17 protein-coding genes are annotated in these 24,246 nt (G+C 58.0%); 9 read left to right on the forward strand and 8 right to left on the reverse strand.

The window, feature by feature from the left end; translation table 11 throughout:
- Positions 1-15: 15 nt before the first annotated feature.
- On the reverse strand, positions 16-438 hold the full coding sequence (locus G403_RS0109265; RefSeq protein WP_027853748.1) for an Hsp20/alpha crystallin family protein: 423 nt from the start codon (positions 436-438) through the stop codon (positions 16-18).
- Positions 439-645: 207 nt separating this feature from the next.
- On the opposite strand from G403_RS0109265, the gene ettA reads away from it, so the two are divergent.
- Complete coding sequence (ettA, locus tag G403_RS0109270) at positions 646-2,304, forward strand: energy-dependent translational throttle protein EttA (RefSeq protein WP_027853749.1); 1,659 nt, start codon at positions 646-648, stop codon at positions 2,302-2,304.
- A gap of 134 nt (positions 2,305-2,438) precedes the next feature.
- Here ettA and G403_RS22760 read toward each other — a convergent pair whose 3' ends face one another.
- Positions 2,439-3,584: a GGDEF domain-containing protein gene (locus G403_RS22760; protein WP_245578234.1), complete on the reverse strand. Its 1,146-nt coding sequence runs from the start codon at positions 3,582-3,584 to the stop codon at positions 2,439-2,441.
- Positions 3,585-3,867: 283 nt separating this feature from the next.
- Between G403_RS22760 and G403_RS0109280 the strand changes: the two genes are divergently transcribed.
- Positions 3,868-4,245 carry a PilZ domain-containing protein gene (locus G403_RS0109280; RefSeq protein ID WP_027853750.1) on the forward strand — a complete coding sequence of 126 codons (378 nt, stop codon included), beginning with the start codon at positions 3,868-3,870 and terminating at the stop codon, positions 4,243-4,245.
- Position 4,246: 1 nt separating this feature from the next.
- On the opposite strand, the gene radA is transcribed toward G403_RS0109280, so the two are convergent.
- Positions 4,247-5,626: a DNA repair protein RadA gene (gene radA / locus G403_RS0109285; protein ID WP_027853751.1), complete on the reverse strand. Its 1,380-nt coding sequence runs from the start codon at positions 5,624-5,626 to the stop codon at positions 4,247-4,249.
- A gap of 118 nt (positions 5,627-5,744) precedes the next feature.
- Between radA and G403_RS0109290 the strand changes: the two genes are divergently transcribed.
- Positions 5,745-7,016: an O-acetylhomoserine aminocarboxypropyltransferase/cysteine synthase family protein gene (locus tag G403_RS0109290; protein WP_027853752.1), complete on the forward strand. Its 1,272-nt coding sequence runs from the start codon at positions 5,745-5,747 to the stop codon at positions 7,014-7,016.
- On the opposite strand, the gene G403_RS0109295 is transcribed toward G403_RS0109290, so the two are convergent.
- Complete coding sequence (locus G403_RS0109295; protein ID WP_027853753.1) at positions 6,995-7,861, reverse strand: LysR family transcriptional regulator; 867 nt, start codon at positions 7,859-7,861, stop codon at positions 6,995-6,997. The genes G403_RS0109290 and G403_RS0109295 overlap by 22 nt on opposite strands.
- Positions 7,862-7,965: 104 nt before the next feature.
- Between G403_RS0109295 and G403_RS0109300 the strand changes: the two genes are divergently transcribed.
- Complete coding sequence (locus G403_RS0109300) at positions 7,966-9,012, forward strand: YeiH family protein (RefSeq protein ID WP_036233208.1); 1,047 nt, start codon at positions 7,966-7,968, stop codon at positions 9,010-9,012.
- Here G403_RS0109300 and can read toward each other — a convergent pair.
- Together can and hemE are read right to left on the reverse strand one after the other, a co-directional pair.
- Positions 8,996-9,661: a carbonate dehydratase gene (gene can / locus G403_RS0109305; protein WP_027853755.1), complete on the reverse strand. Its 666-nt coding sequence runs from the start codon at positions 9,659-9,661 to the stop codon at positions 8,996-8,998. The genes G403_RS0109300 and can overlap by 17 nt on opposite strands.
- A 41-nt stretch (positions 9,662-9,702) precedes the next feature.
- Positions 9,703-10,767: a uroporphyrinogen decarboxylase gene (gene hemE / locus G403_RS0109310; protein ID WP_027853756.1), complete on the reverse strand. Its 1,065-nt coding sequence runs from the start codon at positions 10,765-10,767 to the stop codon at positions 9,703-9,705.
- Between the two features lie 149 nt (positions 10,768-10,916).
- Between hemE and G403_RS0109315 the strand changes: the two genes are divergently transcribed.
- From G403_RS0109315 to G403_RS0109335, 5 genes are all read left to right on the forward strand, one after another.
- A complete protein-coding gene (locus tag G403_RS0109315; RefSeq protein WP_027853757.1) occupies positions 10,917-11,681 on the forward strand; it encodes a helix-turn-helix domain-containing protein in 765 nt (254 codons plus the stop codon).
- 236 nt (positions 11,682-11,917) lie between these two features.
- The gene (putA, locus tag G403_RS0109320; protein ID WP_027853758.1) at positions 11,918-15,037 is read left to right on the forward strand and encodes a bifunctional proline dehydrogenase/L-glutamate gamma-semialdehyde dehydrogenase PutA; all 3,120 of its coding nucleotides are present in this window, start codon (positions 11,918-11,920) and stop codon (positions 15,035-15,037) included.
- 16 nt (positions 15,038-15,053) lie between these two features.
- Entirely contained in the window at positions 15,054-15,752 is a 699-nt protein-coding gene (locus G403_RS22765; RefSeq protein ID WP_051298786.1) for an aldehyde dehydrogenase family protein, read from the forward strand.
- Between the two features lie 38 nt (positions 15,753-15,790).
- Positions 15,791-17,281, forward strand: coding sequence for a sodium/proline symporter PutP (gene putP / locus G403_RS0109330; protein ID WP_027853759.1), 1,491 nt, complete (start codon positions 15,791-15,793; stop codon positions 17,279-17,281).
- 334 nt (positions 17,282-17,615) lie between these two features.
- Positions 17,616-17,915: a cupin domain-containing protein gene (locus tag G403_RS0109335; RefSeq protein ID WP_027853760.1), complete on the forward strand. Its 300-nt coding sequence runs from the start codon at positions 17,616-17,618 to the stop codon at positions 17,913-17,915.
- 156 nt (positions 17,916-18,071) lie between these two features.
- On the opposite strand, the gene G403_RS0109340 is transcribed toward G403_RS0109335, so the two are convergent.
- Together G403_RS0109340 and gltB are read right to left on the reverse strand one after the other, a co-directional pair.
- Positions 18,072-19,502 carry an FAD-dependent oxidoreductase gene (locus G403_RS0109340; protein WP_027853761.1) on the reverse strand — a complete coding sequence of 477 codons (1,431 nt, stop codon included), beginning with the start codon at positions 19,500-19,502 and terminating at the stop codon, positions 18,072-18,074.
- A gap of 81 nt (positions 19,503-19,583) precedes the next feature.
- Complete coding sequence (gene gltB / locus G403_RS0109345) at positions 19,584-24,041, reverse strand: glutamate synthase large subunit (protein ID WP_027853762.1); 4,458 nt, start codon at positions 24,039-24,041, stop codon at positions 19,584-19,586.
- Positions 24,042-24,246 lie beyond the last annotated feature (205 nt).

A 24,246-nucleotide genomic window follows, 5' to 3' on the forward strand; every position in this document is an offset into this window, starting at 1 on the left:
CGCACCGCGGTTTTGCTATTCGACGGCGATTTTTACGCCCTCTTTTTCTTCCGGAACCTTTTTCGGCAGCGTCAACGCCAGCACGCCATCCTGGAAACTGGCTTTCACGGAGCCCGGGTCCACATCGGAGCCGACACTGAGCTGGCGGATAAACTGGCCCACGTGACGCTCCTGACGGATCAGCTTGCCATCCTTCTCTTCCTTGTCTTCCTTGCGTGTTTCACCCCGCACAGTGAGCACACCGTTGTCCAGACTGACGCTGATATCCTCTTTTTTAACCCCCGGCAGATCTACATTAACCGTGTAGGCGCTGTCGCTTTCGTGAACATCAATGGCCGGAACCTTTTCACCATCCTCCCGGACACTGAGCGGCCGGAAAAAATCATTGAGAAACGTATCATCAAACAGGCTGTTAAAACGGGTTAGATTACGGTTCATAAGACCACCCCTTTATTCATTTTATTATCAGGCACGGGACGCGCTCACCATGAGCACTCCGATCTCGCAAACTGAATATAGAAATGGGGCGAAACTTACGCCAGTCGCTTTATTGACCGGGGGCAAAATGGCTTTCGATTTAGCAGACAGGTAGAATTCACTCAATCACAAAACCCTGTCCAACTGCAAAACCAGAGGTTCTTCTGGATGGCTCAATACGTTTACACGATGAACCGCGTCGGCAAGGTAGTCCCGCCGAAGCGTGAAATTCTCAAGGATATCTCCCTGTCATTTTTCCCGGGCGCCAAGATCGGCGTACTGGGTCTGAACGGCGCGGGTAAATCGACGCTGCTGCGCATTATGGCCGGCGTTGATACCGAATACACCGGTGAAGCCCGGCCCATGCCCAATATGAAAGTGGGCTACCTGCCGCAGGAGCCGGAGCTGGATGACAGCAAGACCGTGCGCGAAGTGGTCGAAGAAGCGGTCTCTGACGTCAAGGATGCCCTGGCCGAGCTGGATCAGGTCTACGCCGCCTATGCCGACCCGGATGCGGACTTCGATGAGTTGGCGAAAAAGCAGGCCGAGCTGGAAAACCTGATCACTGCCAAAGACGGCCACAACCTGGACCAGGCCCTGGAGCGCGCGGCCGATGCCATGCGACTGCCACCCTGGGATGCCGAGGTCAAAAACCTCTCCGGTGGTGAACGTCGCCGTGTCGCCCTGTGTCGCCTGCTGCTCGATCACCCGGACATGCTGCTGCTGGACGAGCCCACCAACCACCTGGACGCGGAGTCGATCGCCTGGATCGAGCGCTTCCTGCAAGAGTATCCGGGCACTGTAGTGGCCATTACCCACGACCGTTATTTCCTCGATAACGCCGCTGGCTGGATCCTGGAACTGGACCGCGGCCATGGCATCCCCTGGGAGGGCAACTACTCCAGCTGGCTGGAGCAGAAAGAGAAGCGTCTGGAGCAGGAAGCCAAATCTGAAGCGGCTCACCGTAAGGCGATGAAGGCAGAGCTTGAGTGGGTTCGCCAAGGTGCCAAAGGCCGCCAGACCAAGTCCAAGGCGCGCCTGAAACAGTTCGAAGAGATGAACTCCCGCGAGTTCCAGCAGCGTAACGAAACCCAGGAGATCTACATTCCGCCCGGCCCACGCCTGGGCGACAAGGTGATTGAGCTCCACGACGTCACCAAATCCTACGGTGACAAGCTGCTGTTCGAAAACCTGAACTTCTCTATACCGCCCGGTGCAATTGTTGGCATCATCGGCCCCAACGGCGCCGGTAAGTCCACCCTGTTCCGGATGATTTCCGGGGAAGAAAAGCCCGATTCCGGCGAGATCGAGATCGGCTCCACCGTGCAGCTCTCTTACGTTAACCAGTCCCGCGAACTGGAAGGCAACAACACGGTCTTTCAGGAGATCTCCGACGGTCAGGACATCATCACCGTCGGTAACTACCAGACCCCGGCCCGCGCTTACTGCGGTCGCTTTAATTTCAAGGGTTCAGACCAGCAGAAGTTTGTGAAGGATCTGTCCGGTGGTGAGCGTAACCGCCTGCATATGGCGAAACTGCTCAAGGAGGGTGGCAACGTCCTGCTGCTCGACGAGCCAACCAACGATCTGGATATCGAAACGCTACGAGCACTTGAAGAAGCCCTGCTGGCGTTCCCGGGCTGCGCCGTCGTGATCTCGCACGACCGCTGGTTCCTGGACCGTATCTGCACCCATATTATCGGATATGAAGGTGACTCCAATGTGGAGTTCTTCGAGGGCAACTACAGCGAGTATGCCGAGGACTACAAGCGCCGCTATGGCAAGGATCATCAGCCGGAGCGGATCAAGTATCGCCGCATGAGCTAAAAGCTGGACTCGGGGCCCCCCGGGTTGCGCTTCTCTGCACCCGGGCTACACAGGAATTGTGTAGCCCGGCAAAAGCCAACGGCGGGTACCGGAAAACCCCACCGGTACCTACCGGGGCTCCTGAGTGCCCCTGACTACTCCGCCGTGGCTACCGCCATCGGTTTACCCTCTTCGTCCGCAACCACGTACCGGTCACGACCCGTGGATTTGGCCTCGTACAGCGCCTCATCGGCACGACGCAGCAGATCCGAGGGCGGCTCGGCTGCGGTCAGTGTCGCGACCCCGATACTGGTCGTGAAACCGACCTGCTCACCGGTAGGGATGCGTACCGGCGATACATGACAGGCCGCATTGATCTGTCCCGCCATTTCCGCTGCGGCTTTCTCGTCGGCACCGGGCAGGATAATCAGGAACTCCTCGCCGCCAAAACGGCCAGCCAGATTCACCTTACTCTCCTTACCGCCGCCATTGGCGTGTTTACGCAGGATACGGGCAAACTGCTTGAGCACGATATCCCCGGCCGCATGACCGTAGTTATCGTTAAAGCCCTTAAACTTGTCCAGATCGAACAGCAGGATCGACAACGGACGTTTTTCCTGTCGACAGAGCTCCACATCGCCCTCCAGTTGCTCCATAACCTGACGACGGTTGGCAAGCCCGGTCAGCGCATCACGGGTCGCCTGACGGTACAAACCAAGCAGCATACTTAGCTGGTTACAGGATGCCCAACCTGCGATAACAGCCAGCACGAGCAACAGCCAGAGATCATTGATCTGCGCAATGCCGCCAAACTGGCCACCGGCGATCTGGGTCGCAACTTCTATCAGCGCGACAACCACGGTAATTGCCAGGACCTCGACAACAGTCAGCGGAAAAATTGCCTGCATCGCCACAATCATAAAGGGGAAGAACTGATAACCTGCAACGGAATGCTCATATCCACTGTTAAACAAAATCAGGTTACTGAATGTCTGAAAACCGGACAGGATCAGGATCAGCAGCGCCAAACGCGCCAGTGAAAACCCGAGATGGTAGGGCTGTTTATACCAGGCCACGATGCCCAGCAGGGCCACACTGCTGACAACGCGCCCAATCGCTATGGGGTTTTGCACCGCCTCAGGCAACAACAGGTGATCCACCAATACCCACCCCGTTTGCAAAACGGCGAGTAGGAAGGCTATCAATCGAACGCGCTGAAAAATATGGTGGCTTCGCGTCTGGTTAAAATAACGCGAATGCCGCGCGACCGAGAGTACATCCAGCATGTTTAGCATCATCATCTTGAACAAGCCCGACCTCTTGAAAACATCCGTGCCAAAGAAGGGAAGCTAACTGATTTTGCGACGCCAATCTTTGCGCGGCGTCATCTCTTATTCAATGAACTGTTCCTGTGTAATACAGGTGTCGCCAGTAGTAAAGTATTGAGCTACATATAAGAATCGACGCATAGAGCGATCAGCGCAGCACAGCAGAGCCATTCACCAATGCGGGACTGGCGCTGGCATCCAAAAGCGCTGTACCATTGATGCGATTGCCGCTAAGAAGCAATGTTGAGGAATCATCGTGACCGAGCGCCCCGCCAACGAACGTCGCCGCTTCAGCCGTATCCCTTTTGATGCGGGCTGTGAACTGCACACGCCCTCCGGCCCTGTTGAAGTTCAACTGGTCGATATATCACTGCGCGGCGCACTGATCGAGTCAGCCAAACCACTGTCGCTGACCGAAGGTGAATCCGTGTCTCTGCATATCTACCTGGCCAACGATGTGCTGATCGAGATGCCAGGCACCGTCAAACACCTGGATGGCCGTCAATACGGTTTCCGTGCCGGTGAGATGGATCTGGAGAGCGTCAGTCACTTGCGCCGCCTGATCGAGCTCAACCTGGGTGATGAAACGCAGCTCGAACGTGAGCTGGAAGCCCTGTTTCCGGACACGCCCTGAATCAGATTGCATCCAGGGCTTGAGACAGGGTTTCGACGGCTATAATCTCAAGACCCGACACACCCTCCTTGGGGACATTGGCTTTGGGTACGATGGCACGCCGGAAGCCATGCTTGGCCGCCTCCCTGATCCGTTCCTGACCATTGGGCACCGGACGGATCTCACCGGAGAGCCCCACCTCCCCAAATACCACGAGATCCTGCCCCAGAGGCCGGTCGCGGAAGCTGGACACCACCGCCAGCAGCAAGGCCAGGTCAGCACTGGTCTCCAGCACCTTCACCCCCCCTACCACATTGACGAAGACATCCTGATCCCCGGTCATCAGACCACCGTGGCGGTTCAAAACAGCCAGCAGCATCGCCAACCGATTGGCTTCCAGACCCACCGCGACACGGCGGGGATTGCCCATATGGGACAGATCCACCAGCGCCTGAAGCTCCACCAACAGGGGACGGGTGCCTTCCCAGACCACCATCACCACGCTACCGGGACTCGCCTCACTACCACGGCTGAGAAAAATGGAGCTCGGGTTTTTGACCTCTTTCAGACCTGACTCCATCATCGCAAACACACCCAGCTCATTCACCGCGCCAAAACGGTTTTTATGACTGCGTAGCGTTCGGAAGCGGCTGTCGGCGGAACCTTCGAGCTGCAAGGAGCAGTCGATCATATGTTCCAGGACCTTGGGGCCCGCCAAACTGCCATCCTTGGTCACGTGCCCCACCAGAAACAGCACCGTGCCGGTCTGTTTGGCATAGCGGGTTAAAAATGCGGCACTCTCACGCACCTGGGATACCGACCCCGGTGCCGACTGCACATCGGAGACATGCATCACCTGAATTGAGTCGATTACCATAATTTTCGGTTTGAGCTGATCGGCAACATCACAAATCGTTTCCACTGATGTTTCCGAGAGCATCTTCAGCTGGTCGGCCTTCAGGCCCAGGCGTGAGGCCCGCATCGCCACCTGCTGCAACGACTCCTCCCCGGTCACGTAAAGCGCCGGATATTGAGACGCCAGGCTACAGGTCGTTTGCAGCAAGAGTGTACTTTTCCCGGCACCGGGGTGTCCGCCGATCAATACCGCGGAACCGGGCACCAGCCCACCGCCCAGAACCCGGTCCAACTCTCCGATACGGGTCCCGATGCGGGGCATCTCCTCCAAGGCCACATCACTGAGGCTGACCACACGCTCTTTGCCCGCGCCACCGGCATAACCCTCAAACCGCCGCACCGCCGCCTGAGCACCGCCGGCGGGCGCCTGCGAAAGGCGTACTTCAGTGATCGTATTCCAGGCACGACAGGCGCTGCACTGCCCCTGCCACTTGCTGTAATCGGCGCCACAGTCGTTACAGACATAGGCGGTTTTTGCCTTGGCCATAGTTCCTCCTTTTGCCATCCGCGATTGTACACGGAAGGTCGCACTTTCACTCGCCACAACGAGTGCTAGAATCACTGTTTGCTCGGGAACATAAACAACAAATCACAGGATGCCCTTCATGAAACTGGAAACCCTCGCCGTTCACGCCGGCTACGCCCCCGATCCCACCACCAAGGCTGTGGCTGTGCCGATCTACCAGACCACCTCCTATGCATTTGATGATGCCCAGCACGGTGCTGATCTGTTTGACCTGAAAGTCGTCGGCAACATCTACACCCGGATCATGAATCCGACCAACGATGTGCTTGAACAGCGCGTTGCCGCCATGGAGGGAGGCATCGCCGGACTTGCCGTTGCCTCGGGGATGGCCGCTATCACTTACGCACTTCAGACGCTGTGCGAAGTCGGCGACAACATTATCTCGACCAGCGAGCTCTATGGCGGCACCTACAACCTGTTTGCCCACACACTGCCGCGCCAGGGCATCGAAGTGCGATTTGTTAATAAAGATGACTTCGACAAGATGGAGTCATTGATCGACGACCGCACCAAGGCCGTATTCTGTGAGACCGTGGGTAACCCCTCCGGCGGTATCATCGACATGGAGCGCGTTGCCGAACTGGCACATCGTCACGGCGTTCCGGTGATTGTGGATAACACCGTACCCAGCCCGGCGCTCTGGCGGCCGATTGAGCACGGCGCCGATATCGTCGTTATTTCCGCCACCAAGTATGTGGGCGGCCACGGCAACTCGGTCGGTGGCGTCATTGTAGATTCGGGCAAGTTCCCCTGGGCCGATCACAAAGAGCGCTTCGCCATGCTTAATGAGCCGGATCCCTCCTACCATGGCGTGGTGTACACCGACGCCTTTGGGCCGGCGGCCTTCATCGGACGCGCCCGGGTCGTCCCGCTGCGCAACATGGGTGCCGCTATTTCGCCGATGAACGTCTTCCTGATTCTTCAGGGTCTGGAAACACTGACCCTGCGTATGGAACGGATCTGCGAAAACACACAGAAGATCGCCGAATACCTGGAGCAGCATCCGGACGTTACCTGGGTCAAATATGCCGGTCTTGAGAGCCATCCCGACCATGCATTGGCGCAGAAATATATGAACGGCAAAGCATCAGGCATCCTCAGCTTCGGCATCAACTCCGGCCGTGATGGCACACGTCGTTTCTACGATGCGCTGGAAGTGTTTACCCGCCTGGTGAATATTGGCGACTGCAAGTCACTGGCTGCGATTCCCGCCGAAACAACTCACCGCCAGTTGAATGACGAGGAGTTGAAATCCGCCGGGGTTTCACCGGAGATGGTTCGCCTGTCCGTGGGCATCGAACATATCGATGACCTGATCGCCGATCTGGATCAGGCCCTGGCCAAAGCCTGACAGCGGGCCACAAAACGCGCCAGCGACGGGCTTTCCCGACGCTGGCGATGCTCTACGATATAAAACCAACGCTGGATACTCGATGAGGGTGCAATCACGGTCAACGAGCCATCCTGTAAACGGCGCGCAACAACCTGCCGTGACAGGCAGCTGACGCCCAGGCCGGAAAGCAACGCGCTGCGAATCGCTTCCGAGCTGCCGAATTCGTAGGCTATATGAACCCGATTTAACTCCGCCAGCAACTGCTGCTCAACCACGCTGCGCGTCCCTGAACCTGCTTCCCGCATGATCCAGGGGGCCGCCGACAACGCCTTGAGATCATCACCCAGCCCTGCCCAGGGTGAGTCGACCGCCGTTACAACCACCATTTCATCGGCAAGCCACTGACGAACACTGAGATCCGGATGTTGCACGCTGCCTTCAACCAACCCCAGCTCCAATTCACAGCGGGCGACCTGTTCGGCAATTTCCCGTGTGTTGGCAATCGTAACCTGAGCCCCTCCATACTCATCACCCATTTGAGCCAGCAGCGTCGGTAACAGGTAATTCCCGATCGTCGTGCTCGCCCCCAGCCGGAGTCGTGTACCGGACTCGGAGAACAGCTCGGTCATTCGCTCCGCCTGAGCCAGAAGCTGCCGGGCCTCCGGATAGAAACGTCGACCGTTATCATTCAACACCAGACGACGCCCCACCCGATCGAACAAAGGCGCATCCAGACGCTGTTCCAGCTCGCTTAAAGCTGCACTGGTCGCCGACTGCGATAGCGCGATCTGATCACCGGCTTGCGCCGTGGTACCCACTTCAGCCACCGCCAGAAAAACCTGAACCTGTCGCAGAGAAATCACCTATTTACCTATTTTTAAGGTTACTACAAACTAATTAATCTGTTTTTTTAATCATAATTCCCAACCTACACTGCGTCTATCACGAACTGAAACAGGCCAGTCCGATGCAGAACCTGCTTACCCTGATCGCCGACCGACCCGGCATCCGAGCCAAAGGGATCCCCGGCGTAGCCTTGTGTCTGCTCCTTGCTGCTGCGGCCTTAAGCCTGTCTCAGCTCCCGGTTCCCGGTTTCTCGATACTGGGGCCTCTGACGTTGGCGATGCTTATCGGGCTCGGGATCGGTCAGTGGCTGCCCGAAACGATCCACTCCCATACTCAAAGCGGGACCTCATTTGCGCGTCAGCGTCTGTTGCGTCTGGGCATAGTGCTCTATGGCCTGCGTATCGGTATTGATGACCTGATTCAGATCGGCCCCTCGGCGTTGGTGACTGATCTTCTGGTGGTTACCTGCACGTTCGCGCTGGCCGCCTGGATGGGTGTGCGTTTGCTCAAGATGGAGCTGCGCAGCGCGCTTCTGGTTGGCGCCGGTAGCGCTGTCTGCGGCGCAGCCGCTATTCTGGCCACAGCGCCCGCCCTGCGCGCCCGGGAGCAGGATATTCCGGTCGCCATCGGCACCGTTGTTCTGTTTGGCACCTGCGCCATGCTGCTCTACCCCTGGCTGTGGACGCTGTCACCGGTACAGTCGCTGTTTAACGGCTCGGAGATGGATTTTGGCCGTTACATGGGCGCAACAATTCATGAGGTCGCTCAAGTGGCAGCGGCCGCCGGCGGGCTCCAGCCGGAAGCCGGCGAAGCGGCCGTGTTGACCAAACTGGTGCGCGTCATGCTGCTCGTCCCGGTGATTTTCGTCATTGGCAGCATTTTCGCCAAACGGGATGGCGGCTGTCAGGAGGAGCCGATTCGCCCCCCCTGGTTTGCTCTGGTGTTCCTGCTGATGCCGTTTGTGAGCGCCAGCGGCCTGTTTAACGCGGATCAACTCAAGCTGATCGCTCAGGTGGACACCATCATCCTATGCATGGCGATGGCAGCTCTGGGACTGGAAACACGGTTTAGTGTACTGAAAAAGGCAGGCTGGGCACCGCTATTGCTCGGCGCCCTGCTGTTTCTGTTTCTGCTGGTTGGCGGGCTCGGTTTTACGCTTTTGATCTGACCAATTGTTCAACGCGAGATACGGCGCGCTCCAGCTCCGCATCGATTCTGTCCTGAGCGCTGGCACAGAACTGAAGATCGGTTAGCTGACCGTTGGTCAGCGTATAGACCCAGCTGTGCACGGTCAGATCCTGACCCCGCTCCCAGGCATCCTGCACGATTGTGGTATTGCAGACGTTGTGCGCCTGCTCGATCACATTCAGCTCACACAACAGATCATTCTGTTCCACCGTATCCTGCCAGGGGCCGATCAGGTGGCGATACTGAAGGTAAACATCGCGAATATGGCTCAGCCAGTTATCGATCAAGCCATGACGCTTGCTGTCCATGGCCGCACGCACACCCCCACAACCGTAATGCCCCACCACCATGACATGCTTGACCTTGAGCACCTCCACGGCGAACTGCAGCACGGACAGACAGTTCATATCGGAGTGCACTACCAGGTTGGACACATTGCGATGCACGAACAGCTCGCCCGGCAACAGATCAACGATCTCGTTGGCCGGTACCCGGCTGTCCGAACAACCAATCCACAGGTATTCCGGTGCTTGCTGAGACGCGAGCGTGGGAAAGAACTCCGGGTCCTGCTCACTGATCCGTTCAGACCAGCTGCGATTTTTCTCGAACAGTGATTCCAGGTTATTCATGGCATCCTTCAGGTTCTGGCCAAAGCTTGGACGGTAGCATATCAGCGATGATATTCAGCGCTTAACTCGTGTACGGCATCCACAAACACACCGGCGGCAGACGGGTCTACAAACTGGTGGATCCCATGGCCCAGGTTAAACACATGGCCATTACCGGTGCCAAAGCTCTCCAGGATGCGGGCCACTTCGGCGCGGATCCGCTCAGCGGGAGCGTACAGGACGCTGGGGTCCATGTTCCCCTGCAGCGCCACACGATCCCCGACACGGCGGCGGGCATCACCGATTTCCGTGGTCCAGTCCAGCCCCAGCGCTTCGGCGCCGGACTCCGCCATCGCTTCCAGCCACTGTCCGCCATTCTTGGTAAACAGAATAGCCGGTATACGACGACCGTCATGTTCGCGAATCAGGCCCTTAACAATCCGGGTCATATAGGCCAGTGAAAACTCCTGGTACATGGGGCCGCTCAACGCTCCGCCCCAGGTATCAAAGATCTGAACCGCCTGGGCACCGGCCAGAATCTGTTCATTCAGATAGAGCGTGACCGCATCGGCCAGCTTGCCAAGGAGCTTATGCATCACCTCCGGACGGGCGTACATCATCTCCTTGATATGGCGAAAATCCTTGCTTGAACCACCCTCGACCATATAGGTGCCCAGCGTCCAGGGACTGCCGGAAAAGCCGATTAAAGGCACCCGTCCTTTGAGCTCAGAGCGGATCTCTCTGACGGCCGCCAGCACGTAATCGAGGTCATTCACCACATCCGGCTGCAGGAGCGCGTCCACATCCTCTTCAGTACGAACGACCTTTTTAAAGCGAGGCCCTTCACCAGTCTCGAAATACAGCCCAAGTCCCATCGCATCGGGAATGGTCAGGATATCAGAGAACAGGATAGCGGCATCCAGGTCATAGCGTTCCAGCGGCTGCAAAGTCACTTCACAGGCAAGCTTGGGATTTTTGCACAGGCTCATGAAGTCCCCGGCCTGGGCTCGCGTCTCCCGATACTCCGGCAAATAGCGGCCTGCCTGGCGCATCATCCAGACGGGGGTACGGTCCACTGGCTCGCGCAGTAGTGCGCGCAGGAAGCGGTCGTTCTTGAGCTCTGCCATGGTCTTATCCTGTATCGGTGCAAAAAAGATGGCGGCCATTGTACCGATTTCATCGCCCGGGGCGTAGCACCTCAAGCTGGTGGATGGATCAACACCAGTCAACCCTGTGTTATATTTAACAACACGACTGTCATCGAGTATGCCAAGCTATGCGCAAGGAAACTTCCGTTATTTCCCTGCCTGATCGCGCGGATCAGCACGACCACGGCTATCACCAGCTGGTCTTCGGACTGGAGGGTGATACGGAGTTCGACCTGTCCGGCTACTGCAGGCCGATCACGGCCGGCTGGGGTTGCCTGATGCCGTCCGCCACCGGTCATGCTTTCCACGGCCTGGGGGACAATCGGATCGTTGTAGTCAATCTGCCGGTTACAGAGGAGGATCGGGAGCTGCAGTCTCGTATCGAAGCGCTGTTCTCCCGTGCCGAGTATTTTAACTGTACGCCACACATGCAGATGCTGGTCAAAACCCTGGGGCAGGAGATGGCCCAAAGCCCTGGCGATACACTGCTGCAGGATGCCTGCGCGGGCACCCTGGTGTGCGCGCTTCAGCGCCAGTTCGATCAGCAAAACCGACAAGCCAGGCGTAACGGACAACTCAACCTGGACTATGTAGACAGCTACATCGATCTGCATATGGAGCGTCGCATCAGCGTCTCGGAGCTGGCGGGCAGCGCTTGTCTCAGTGAGAGCCAGTTCTATTTTCTGTTCCGGGAGCAAACCGGACGAACGCCCCAGCAGTATATCCTCGAGCGCCGATTAACCTCGGTGGCCCAGGCTCTGGTACAAACCGACCTGCCCATCGCCGAGCTCTCCGCACGTTTTGGATTTGCCGGCCAAAGCGCGCTGACCCGATCGTTCACCCGCCGCTACGGCCTGCCCCCTGCTCGCTACCGTCGCGATAACCAGTCCTGATCCCAATCAGGTTCCAACGCGCTGCCACTCATTGGCACACATAGACATTGCACGTCCAATGTGTGTAGCGCTGCAACCTTTACACGCGCCACCGGAGTTTGCGTCAAAAACAGCGTAGATCCAGACAAGACGCCCCCTCCTCAATCTTCATACCCTGCAGTCATAGTGGACGGAGTCTACAGTAAGAAACACTGGCAGTTCCTGCCCCGTCCGTAGATGAAACTCAGGAGACCCCTATGTTCAAGGCGATCGAAGTGCTCGAACCGGCTTTTATCGATAAGCCGCTCTCCCAGATCTGGCAGTTGATCTCTCCGCTCTACGCGGCAGACGAGGACAGTGTACTGCGGGCGCTGATGCCCCTGGCCGAACCCGATACCGATGAACTGGAGGCGATCGAGTCGCGAGCGACCCGTCTGATCGAACAAGTGCGCGCCAATGATGGCGCTATCCATATGATCGACGCACTGCTGCTCGAATACAGCCTGGACACCCGCGAAGGCATCCTGCTGATGTGTCTGGCCGAAGCGTTAATGCGCATTCCCGATTCAGAAACAGCGGATGAGTTGATCAAGGATAAACTCAGCGTCGCGGACTGGAAGCGCCACCTGAGCCAGTCCGACTCGCTGTTTGTCAATGCGTCCACCTGGGGGCTCCTGCTGACCGGGAAAGTGGTCACCCTGGACGAGAACGAGGATGGCTCTCCCTCCGGTGTCATCAACCGTCTGGTCAATCGCCTCAGTGAGCCGGTGATCCGCCGGGTGATGCAGCAGGCGATGAAAATCATGGGTCACCAGTTTGTGCTGGGCCAGGATATGAACGAAGCAACGCGAAGAGGCAGGGAATACCGGGAGCGCGGCTACACATACTCGTTCGATATGCTGGGAGAAGCGGCACTGACTCTCGATGACGCCCAGGCCTATTTCGATGATTACGCCCGCGCCATCGACCATGTCGGCACCATGAAACAGATTGGCGGAGCGCCACGGCCCAGCGTCTCGATCAAACTGTCCGCGTTGCACCCGCGCTATGAGGTGTTGCAGGAGCAACGCGTGATGGAGGAGCTGGCCGAGCGGGTCCTGAAACTTGTTCGCCGGGCACGCCCGCTTGGCGTGGCGTTGACCATCGATGCAGAGGAAGCGGATCGGCTGGAACTGTCGCTCAAGCTGTTCGAAAAGATCTATCGCGATGACTCCGCACGCGGATGGGATGGCCTGGGCCTGGTGGTGCAAGCCTACTCCAAGCGCGCACTGCCGGTACTTGGCTGGTTGGCGGCCCTGGCGCGCGAAGTGGGCGATATGATTCCGATTCGACTGGTTAAGGGCGCGTACTGGGACAGCGAGATCAAACTCTGCCAGCAGAAAGGGCTCTCGGGTTACCCGGTATTTACCCGCAAGGAGGGCACCGATGTCTCCTATCTGGCCTGCGCCCGGTTTTTGTTAAGCGAACACCTCCGCGGGTTGATCTGGCCCCAGTTTGCCAGCCATAACGCCCATACTGTCGCCTCGATAATGACGCTGGCTCAACACGCGGACTTTGAATTCCAACGTCTGCACGGCATGGGCGATGCGCTCTATGACGAGGTATTGGAACAGGCCGGCGTGCCGGTGCGCATCTATGCACCGGTCGGCAACCACAAGGATCTGCTGCCCTACCTGGTACGTCGCCTGCTGGAAAATGGCGCCAACAGTTCTTTCGTCCACCGTCTGGTGGATCAGCGCTGCCCCGTCGCAGATCTGGTGCAGCACCCCTGGCAGACGCTCAGCCAGCGAGAAACACTGCACAACCCCCATATTCCCCTGCCCGGGGAGATTTTCGGCGCGGAGCGTGTCAACTCCAGTGGCCCCAATATTCTGATCGAAAGCCAGTGGCAGCCGTTTGCAGACGGTGTGACCCGGCACCTGAACCAGTGCTGGCAGGCGGATCCGATCATTGATGGCCAAAAGGTCGCAGGCGACGCCGCCCACAGTGACGTTCGCTCCCCCTGGAACCGGGACAATCTGGTCGGCCAGGTTACCTGGGCCAGCAAAGCTCAGGTTGCTCACGCGATTGATGTCGCTGATCACTTCTTCCCTCAGTGGCAATCGACGCCCGTGTCGGACCGTGCCAACGCCATCCGTCGGCTGGCCGATCTGCTGGAGGAGAACCTGGAAGAGTTCGTTGCCTTATGTCATCAGGAAGCGGGCAAGACGGTGCAGGACGGTATCGACGAGGTGCGCGAAGCGGTGGATTTCTGCCGCTATTATCCGGCCCGCGCTGAAGAACTTTACGCCGAGCCCGAAGCCTGGACCAATCTGGATGGAGAGCAGTCGCTCTGGCAGCGACAGGGCCGCGGCATCTTCGTCTGTATCAGCCCCTGGAACTTCCCGCTGGCTATATTCCTGGGCCAGGTAAGCGCCGCACTCTGTGCCGGAAACTGTGTCATTGCCAAACCGGCGGAGCAAACCAGCCTGATTGCCGCGCGTGCTATCGAGCTGATGCTCGAAGCCGGTATTCCCGCGGGTGCCATACAGTTTCTACCCGGCGATGGCGCCACGGTGGGAGCCACTTTGACTGCGGACTCTCGCATCGCCGGTGTTGCTTTTACCGGTTCCACGGAAACCGCCCAGCTAATCAACCGCTCTCTGGCAGCCCGGGAAACCGAGCCTGCGGTGCTGATTGCCGAGACCGGCGGTCAGAACGCCATGATTGTGGACTCAACCGCGCTTCCGGAGCAGGTGATCAAGGATGCCATTCTGTCCGGCTTCGCCTCCGCCGGTCAGCGCTGCTCGGCGCTTCGAATTCTCTGCGTGCAGGAAGATATCGCTGAGCGCCTGATCGCGCTGCTTGACGGCGCCATGCAGGAGTTAAGTCTGGGCGACCCCTCGCTGCCAAGTACCGATGTGGGACCTGTCATCGATGAAACGGCACAGTCCGGTCTGCTTGGTCATATCGAACGCATGCGCGAGCACGCCAAAGTGCTGGCCCAAACCCCGTTACCCGAACAAACGGCGAAAGGCTTCTTTGTGCCACCCACCGCCATTGAGATCCAACGCATCGACCAGATCGGCCGTGAACAGTTTGGGCCGATCATTCACCTGCTGCGCTACAAAGCGCGGGATCTGGATAAGCTGATCGATCAAATCAACAACGCCGGGTACGGGCTGACCCTCGGCGTGCACAGCCGCAACGAAAGCACCGCTGCGCATATCGAGGCCCGGGCACGCGTCGGTAACACCTACGTCAACCGCAACCAGATCGGCGCGGTCGTCGGCGTTCAACCCTTTGGTGGCCAGGGGCTCTCGGGGACCGGCCCCAAGGCGGGCGGGCCCCACTATCTACCGCGTTTTACCCAGCTGGCACCGCTGAGCCACCACTGAAACGGGAGTTAAACCGATGAGCGATAACGCGTTTTTCGGCAGCGAAGCTGCCGCTGTTTTCGAAACCTGGAACCGGCGCGGCTTTGACGAGCGTTGCCGGGTACTGGAGGCGATCCTGGAGCAGCTGCCCGTCAGTGGCGAGCAGGACAAGCAGATACGCCTGATCAGGGTGTTACTGGATAGAGCCCGGCATATGGGACAGATCCAACAGATGCCCGGCCCTACCGGTGAGAGCAACGAGCTTTACCTGAGTGCACGGGGCGCCGTGCTTGTAACCTGCACCGAATGGACCTCAGCGCTGGCCCTGTCCGGTCAGGTTACCGCGGCCCTCGCCTGTGGTAACCCCGTGATCCTTCACGCAACAGCCGAAGTGGAGTGGTGTGAGCGCTTTGTCGCGCTGCTACACCAGGTTGGGGTACCGCGCGCGGTGCTCGCCATGAGTACTCAGGAAACTCTGGAACAGCTTCTCGCCTTACCTGAGCTGGCCCTGGTTGCACCCGTGTGTCGTCAGAGTGAACTGCTGGGCCTGCAGCGCAAGCTGGCCCAACGTGATGGCCTGCTGGTGCAGCTGGCTCCTGAAACCGACCCGGTGGGCTGCACAACGCTGCTGCAACCCGATCATATGCATCGGTTTGTGACCGAAAAAACCCGCACTATCAACACCACCGCCGTCGGCGGTAACGCCACGTTACTTGAGCTTGGAGGCACGGCTTAAGTTCGATCCGAAACCCAACAACGACGAGAATAAGACTGATGATTGAGAGCAATTTGGCCATCTATGGCACCTTTATCGTGTACCTGATCCTGATGCTGGCGATCGGGTACTACGCGTACATGCGCACGGCGAGTTCATCTGATTATTTCCTGGGCGGGCGTTCTCTGGGCCCCTGGCCCGCGGCCCTGTCAGCCGGCGCTTCCGATATGAGCGGCTGGCTCCTGCTCGGCCTCCCAGGTTACGCCTACGCGGCGGGTCTGGAATCACTCTGGCTTGCAGGCGGCCTGCTGCTGGGAACCTGGGGCAACTGGCTGATCACCGCTAAGCGTCTGCGGACCTACAGTATTGTTGCCAAAGATTCTCTGACACTGCCTGAGTTTTTTGCCAACCGTTTTCAGGACCGCTCGGCGCTGCTGCAGGTGATCTCAGCCTTTTTCATCCTGCTGTTCTTCCTGTTCTACACCAGCTCCGGCCTGGTCGCAGGCGGTAAACTGTTCGAAACCGTGTTCGGTCTCGATTACACCACCGCCGTGGTCATCGGTACGGTCTGCGTTGTCTCTTACACTCTGTTTGGCGGGTTCCTCGCCGTCTCCTGGACTGACCTGGTTCAAGGCCTGCTGATGGCCGCTGCGCTGTTGATCGTGCCGATTATCGTGATGCAGGTCGATGGCGGCTGGGGCGCCATGTTCAGCTCTCTGCGTGACATTAACCCTGAGCTGCTGACCATCGCCCGCGACACCGATGGCGAAACACTGGGACTGATCTCCATCATTTCACTGGCGGCCTGGGGTCTGGGCTACTTCGGTCAGCCCCACATTCTGGCACGCTTCAAAGCCTCCCGCTCCAATGAGGAGATCCCCACCGCTCGCCGTATTGCGGTCATCTGGAGCGGCCTTGCCATGGCAGGTGCCGTATTCGTGGGGCTGGCTGGCCTCGTGTACGTCAACGGTCACATGGATGGCAATATCGCCGACGGCGAGAAGATCTTCATGGTTCTGGTCAACGCCGTATTCCATCCCGTCATTGCCGGCATCCTGCTGGCTGCTATCCTGGCGGCAATCATGAGTACGGCGGACTCCCAGCTGTTGGTGTCCTCCTCTGCGCTGGCGGAAGATTTCTACAAGAAGCTGTTTCGGCCAGACGCCAGTGCCAAGGAAATTGTTATGGTGGGCCGGCTGGCGGTGCTGGGCCTGTCTTTGGTCGCGCTTTTCCTCGCTTTCGATCCAGACTCCAGCGTCCTCGGCCTGGTTTCCTATGCCTGGGCCGGCTTCGGCGCCGCCTTCGGTCCTGCACTGCTGCTAAGCCTGTACTGGTCACGCATGAACCGTAACGGTGCCCTGGCCGGTATCGTGGTGGGTGCGGTGACTGTGGTGGTCTGGAAGCAGCTCTCCGGCGGTATCTTTGATCTGTACGAGATTGTTCCGGGCATCATCTTCGCAACCATTGCCATTGTGGTCGTAACACTGGCAGGTAAAGAACCTGAAGAGTCCATCCGAGCTCAGCATGAGGAGATGCTGAAGAAGCTGTAACGAACGGGCACCGGCATTTGCCTGAAGCAACTGCCGGTCCTGGGTACTGAACAAGCTCCGACTCTATTCCCGGTTAACCGGGAACAACCCTTCGCCACCGTTTGGCAGCGGTGGCGTCTCCTTTCGACGCCCTCCGATTGATGCGCCGGCTTTCCGGCGCTTTTTTACGTACACCAAACGCCGCCTGAATCCCGCGCACCTTCGCATAGCATCGTCCCGAAACCCCCGTCCCATTCACGTTCAGCTCAACCTGATGTTTTAAAAAAGCCCAACTATCGGCGCCCCCTTTACCTTTACAATGCCTTTTTATTCTGGTCAAAGGGAGAGCCCAGACATGTGTGAAACAAACGCAAACACAACGGCGGTAGCAACTATCGATGTGGATAATGACGATGTACGTGTCACTCGCTGGAATTTCGCGCCCGGCGCCGAGACCGGCCACCACCGGCATGAATACGACTACGTGATCACGCCATTGACTGACAGTGTAATGCAGATCGATGACGCTGAAGGACGCAGGCAGGTCGCAATCACTGCGGGTGTCAGTTACTTTCGGCGCGCGGGTGTTGAGCACAATGTAACGAACGCCAGTGACTCACCCATGGCCTTTGTAGAGACCGAAATCAAGCGTTAAGCCCTTTGATGGAGCGTCTCAGATAAAAGGAACAAAGGGTACGCAGGCACTTAAGTAAAAAGCGGCGACGAAGAGTAGAACTGGCCTCATGACAGGTCCTTCATACAGGCAGTAAAAAGGCCACCGATGGGTGGCCTTTATCAAGGGTTAATGGAATCAGACTTCAAGGAAGTCGAGAATGCCTTCCGCCGCCTCACGGCCTTCGTAGATCGCTGTCACCACCAGATCGGAGCCGCGCACCATATCACCGCCGGCAAAGACTTTGTCGTTGCTGGTCTGGTAGGGCAAACGACCGGCATCCGGCTGTTTGGACGCTTTTACGCGACCATCCTGGTGCAGCTCAATCTTGAACTCATCAAACCAGGGTGCCGGGCTGGGGCGGAAACCGAAAGCGACGAGAACCACGTCCGCGTCGATCACCTCTTCCGAACCTTCAACCACTTCCGCGCGACGACGACCATTTTCATCCGGCTCGCCCATTTTAGTGGTGACCAGTTTCACACCGGTGACGCGACCCTCTTCGCCGACCACTTCGACCGGCTGACGGTTAAACAGGAACTGAACGCCCTCTTCGCGCGCGTTTTCCACTTCACGCTTGGAGCCTGGCATATTGGCTTCATCCCGACGGTACGCACAGGTAACGCGTTCGGCATTCTGACGAATGGAGGTGCGGTTACAGTCCATCGCGGTGTCACCACCACCGAGCACAACCACTTTCTTACCCTGTACGCTGATAAACTCAGCCGGATCCTGCTCATAGCCACGACAGTGGTTCACGTTGGAGACCAGGAACGGCAATGCATCATACACCCCCTCCAGGTCTTCGCCGGGGAAACCGCCCTTCATGTAGGTATAGGTCCCCATACCCATGAAGATCGCATCAAACTCCTGGTCCAACTCCGCCATGGTGATATCTTTGCCCACCTCGGTGTTCAGACGGAACTCGATTCCCATCTCGGTGAAGATCTCGCGGCGGTTGACCATGACCTCCTTCTCGAGTTTGAACTCGGGAATACCGAAAGTCAGCAGACCACCGATCTCCGGATTACGATCAAAGACCACCGGTTTGACGCCATTACGCACCAGAATATCGGCGCATCCAAGGCCGGCGGGACCGGCGCCGATAACCGCGACTTTTTTATCGGTCCAAACAACTTTGGACATATCCGGCTTCCAGCCCATGGCGAACGCGGTATCGCTGATATATTTTTCGACCGGGCCGATTGTAACCGCGCCAAAGCCATCATTCAGCGTACAGGCGCCCTCGCACAGGCGGTCCTGCGGACACACGCGACCACAGACTTCCGGCAGCGTGTTGGTCTGATGGCTCAGCTCAGCGGCTTCAAGGATATTGCCCTCCGACACCAGCTTGAGCCAGTTCGGGATATGGTTGTGAACCGGGCATTTCCAGGAACAATAGGGGTTGCCGCAATCCAAGCAACGATGCGCCTGTTCGGCCGCATCATCATTGCGGAACGGTTCATAAATTTCGGCGAATTCGCGTTTGCGCACTTCAGCCTGGATTTTGCTCGGCCCTTCACGGGACACATCGAGAAACTGAAAATCGTTACTCAGACGGTTAGGCATAGTCCCACCTCTTTCGGGGCGTCCGGGGCAAGCCCGGACGCTCAATAATACGGAAAACCAAAACGCTCTCGTTGCGTGCGATCACTCAGGACGCTTGCGGATGCTGTCCAGCAGCTGATTGAGGCTCGCCGCTTTGGGCTTGACCAGCCAGAACAGACCGATGTAATCGATAAAGTTCTCGATGATCTCCTGGCCCCAGGCACTGCCGGTTTCCCGGGTAAACTCGATGATTACCGAACGCAGGTGGTTTTTATACTGCTCCATCTGCTCGGTATGGATACGGTGGATCTCCACCAGCTCGTGGTTATAACGGTCCACAAAACTGCGGTCCTTATCCAGCACATAGGCAAAACCACCGGTCATACCCGCCCCGAAGTTATAGCCGGTAGGACCCAGTACCGTCACCATACCGCCGGTCATGTATTCGCAGCAGTGATCACCGGCACCTTCGATGACGGCATGAACACCGGAGTTACGCACCCCGAAACGCTCGCCGGCGCTACCGGCCGCGAACAGTTTGCCGCCCGTACCACCGTAGAGGCAGGTGTTACCGATGATAGCGGTTTCATTGGACTTGAAGGTGACCTCTTTGAACGGACGGATCACGATCTTGCCGCCGGCCATACCTTTGCCCACGTAATCGTTGGCATCCCCTTCCAGGAACAGGTTCTGACCGCCGGCGTTCCAGACACCGAAAGACTGACCTGCATGGCCGCGGAAATTGAACTCGATCGGCGTATCGATCATGCCCAGGTTACCGTGCACCTTGGCGATGGCACCGGAAGTACGAGCACCCACTGAGCGGTCACAGTTGCCGATTTCGAGCTCCCAGCTACCGCCGGATTTGTGATCGATGGAATCCTGGGCCAGCTCCAGCATGCGGTTGTTCAATGCACCGGGATCGTAAGGTACGTTGCGGTGTTCCTGAACGGTCTGCGGATACTCGGCAGGGATACCGGCATCGCTGATAAGGCCAGACAGATCCAGCCCGCGCTGACGATCGGTGTTACCTTCAACCGCTTCCAACAGGTCAACACGGCCCACCAGCTCTTCCAGCGTACGCACGCCCAGCTTGGCCATCCATTCGCGGGTCTCTTCGGCCACAAAGCGGAAGTAGTTCTTGACCATTTCCACGGTACCGCGGAAGTGATCGCGACGCAGCTCATCGTTTTGGGTCGCCACACCGGTTGCACAGTTGTTCAGGTGACAGATACGCAGGTACTTACAACCCAAAGCAACCATCGGCATGGTCCCGAAGCCAAAGCTCTCGGCACCGAGAATCGCAGCTTTAACCACATCCAAACCGGACTTCAGGCCGCCGTCTGTCTGCAGGCGGATCTTGCCGCGCAGGTGGTTCGCGCGCAGTGACTGGTGTGCATCAACCAGACCCAGCTCCCAGGGAGAGCCGGCATAGTGGATAGAGGTCAGCGGAGACGCCGCCGTACCACCGTCATAACCCGAAATGGTAATCAGGTCCGCGTAGGCCTTGGCCACACCACAGGCGATGGTGCCCACACCGGGACGGGATACCAGCTTCACCGAAACCTGACCGTCAGGATTGACCTGTTTCAGGTCGAAGATCAACTGTGCCAGATCCTCGATGGAGTAGATATCGTGATGCGGTGGCGGCGAAATCAGCGTCACACCCGGTACCGAGTAGCGCAGCCGCGCAATCAGATCATTGACCTTGCCGCCTGGCAGCTGGCCGCCCTCGCCGGGCTTGGCACCCTGAGCGACCTTGATCTGCATAACGTCGGCGTTAACCAGGTACTCCGGCGTCACCCCGAAACGACCGGATGCGATCTGCTTGATCTTGGAGCGCTTGTTCGTGCCATGGCGGGCCGGGTCTTCCCCCCCCTCGCCGGAGTTGGAGCGACCGCCGAGCTCGTTCATTGCCATCGCCAACGCTTCGTGCGCTTCCGGCGACAGTGCACCCAGTGACATGGCCGCCGAGTCGAAACGCGGGAACAGGGCTTCAGCCGGTTCAACCTCATCCAGGGAGATCGGCTTGATATCCTTGCGCAGCGCCAGCATATCACGCAGTGTCGCAATACCCCGGTTGTTCACCAGATCGGCGTAACGCTGGTAAGCCCGTTTATCACCGGTGGTTACCGCTTCGTGGATGGTCTTGACCACATCCGGGTTATAGGCGTGATACTCGCCTTCAAACTTGTACTTCAACAAGCCGCCGGGACGAATCGGTTTGCGTGCGGTCCAGGCCTCTTTCGCCAGTTCCGCCTGCTCCGCCTGGAAATGCTCGAATCGCGCACCCTCAATGCGGCTGGTGACGCCCTTGAAGCAGAGATCGACAATCTCGGAGCTCAGGCCCACGGCCTCGAACAGCTGGGCGCCTCGGTAGGACGCCAGGGTGGAAATACCCATCTTCGACAGGATCTTGAACAGACCTTTGTCGATTCCCTTGCGGTACTTTTCGTGGCTGTCCAGCGGATCCATCGGCAGCTCGCCGGTGCGGCAAAGATCGTTCAGTACCCGGTATACCAGATACGGATAAACCGCCGTGGCACCGAAACCGAACAGAACAGCAAAGTGATGCGGGTCGCGAGCAGTACCGGTCTCAACCACAATGTTTGCGTCGGTACGCAGCCCCTTATCCACCAGGCGATGATGCACCGCACCGGTTGCCATGGCGGCATGAATCGGCTGGAAGCCCTGGCGAATCTTGGCATCGGACAGGATCAGGATAACCTTATCGTTGCGCACCGCCGCTTCACAGGCGTCACACAGGTTATCGATCGCTTCGCGCAGACTCATTTTGCTCGGATCGTAGTTCAGATCGAACTGGATCGGCTCAAAGCCCTGTTCTTTATTGTCACGAATGCGGTTGAACTTGCTGGCAGACAGCACCGGCATGGTCAGGATAACGCGACGGGCGTGCTCCGGTGTTTCTTCAAATATGTTGCGTTCGCGACCGATACAGGTCTCCAACGACATCACGATCGATTCCCGCAGCGGGTCAATCGGCGGGTTGGTCACCTGCGCAAACTGCTGACGGAAGTAGTCGTACGGCGAGCGTACCTGAGTGGAGAGAACCGCCATCGGCTTGTCATCACCCATGGAACCCACCGCTTCCATTCCGCTTTCGCCCAGCGGACGAATCACTTGGTCGCGCTCTTCAAAGGTCACATTGAACATCTTCATATGAGTGCGCACTTCATCGGTGCTCATCTCTTCAAAAGAGCGTGACTCTTCGGTGAGGTTCATGGTGTTCTCAAGGCGCAGTGCGTTTTCCTTGAGCCATTTTTTGTAGGGCTTGGCCGTTTTCAGGCGGTTATCCACATCCGCCGTGTGCAGAACATCGCCAGTTTCGGTATCGATCGCCAGGATCTGTCCCGGCCCCACCCGACCCTGTGCGACGATGTCGGAGGGCTGGTAGCTGAACACACCGATTTCGGATGCGGTACAGATCATATCATCGCGGGTCATCACCCAGCGAGACGGACGCAGGCCGTTGCGGTCGAGCATACAGACCGCGTACCGACCGTCGGTCATAACCATACCGGCAGGGCCGTCCCAGGCCTCCATGTGCATGGAGTTGTACTCGTAGAAAGCGCGCAACTCCGAATCCATGGTATCCACGTTCTGCCAGGCCGGCGGCACGATCATGCGTACAGCACGGTAGATATCCATGCCGCCCACCAGCAGGAATTCAAGCATGTTATCCATGCTCGAAGAGTCGGACCCTGTTGTGTTGACGATAGGCTGCAGTTCGCCCAGGTGAGGAAGTTCCGGCGTCACGAACTTGGGTGCACGGGCTCGCGCCCAGTTCCGGTTCCCCTCGATGGTGTTAATCTCACCGTTATGAGCCAGGAAGCGGAACGGCTGGGCCAGCGGCCAGCGCGGCGCCGTATTGGTGGAGAAACGCTGGTGATAGGTGCATACCGCGGTTTCAAGACGCGGATCGGCCAGGTCCTTGAAGAACACCGGCAGATCCACCGGCATCATCAGGCCCTTGTAGCTCAGCACGCGGTGAGACAGGGTGCAAATATAGAAATCCGGATCGTCCGCCAGCGCGATTTCCGCTTTACGACGTGCCGTAAACAGGGCCACCGCCAGTTCACGCTCGCTTTTGTCCGGCGCATTGACGATCACCTGCTCGATCTGTGGCAGGGTGTCCCGGGCAATCGGCCCGAGGCACGCCTGATCAGTGGGAACGACGCGCCAACCGGCAACATCCAACCCCTGAGCTTTTAACTCGGCATTAATACGATCGCGAGCCGCTGTCGCCTTGGCATCCTCTTTGGACAGGAACACCATACCTACAGCGAACAGTTCGGAGAGCTCGACACCAAGCTCTTCCTTAACCACAGCGCGCATGAAGCTCTTGGGCATCTGCATCAGCAGGCCACAGCCGTCGCCGGTTTTACCGTCGGCGGCAATACCGCCTCGGTGCGTCATGCAGGCGAGCGCTTCAATCGCTTTCTCAAGCACGCCGTGGCTTGCCTGACCCTGCATGTGGGCCATCAGGCCAAAGCCACAGTTATCCTTGAACTCACCGGGGCGATACAGACCTTTGCTCATAAGCCAATCCCACTAAAAATACACACAAATCAATAACTTAAATTCTTTCTCTTTTCCCGACTGAAGACATTGCGGACGAAAAGGGACAGCAATTCTACACTCGCACCCGGTCGGGGACAAATATTGACCAGCACGCCGTGCAGAAAAAAGAAGGGAACCAAAACGCGAAATCAGAACAAAACCCCACCAAAGAGTATTCCAACAG

Origin of the sequence: Marinobacterium litorale DSM 23545, assembly GCF_000428985.1 — a bacterium.
Classification (GTDB): domain Bacteria; phylum Pseudomonadota; class Gammaproteobacteria; order Pseudomonadales; family Balneatricaceae; genus Marinobacterium_D; species Marinobacterium_D litorale.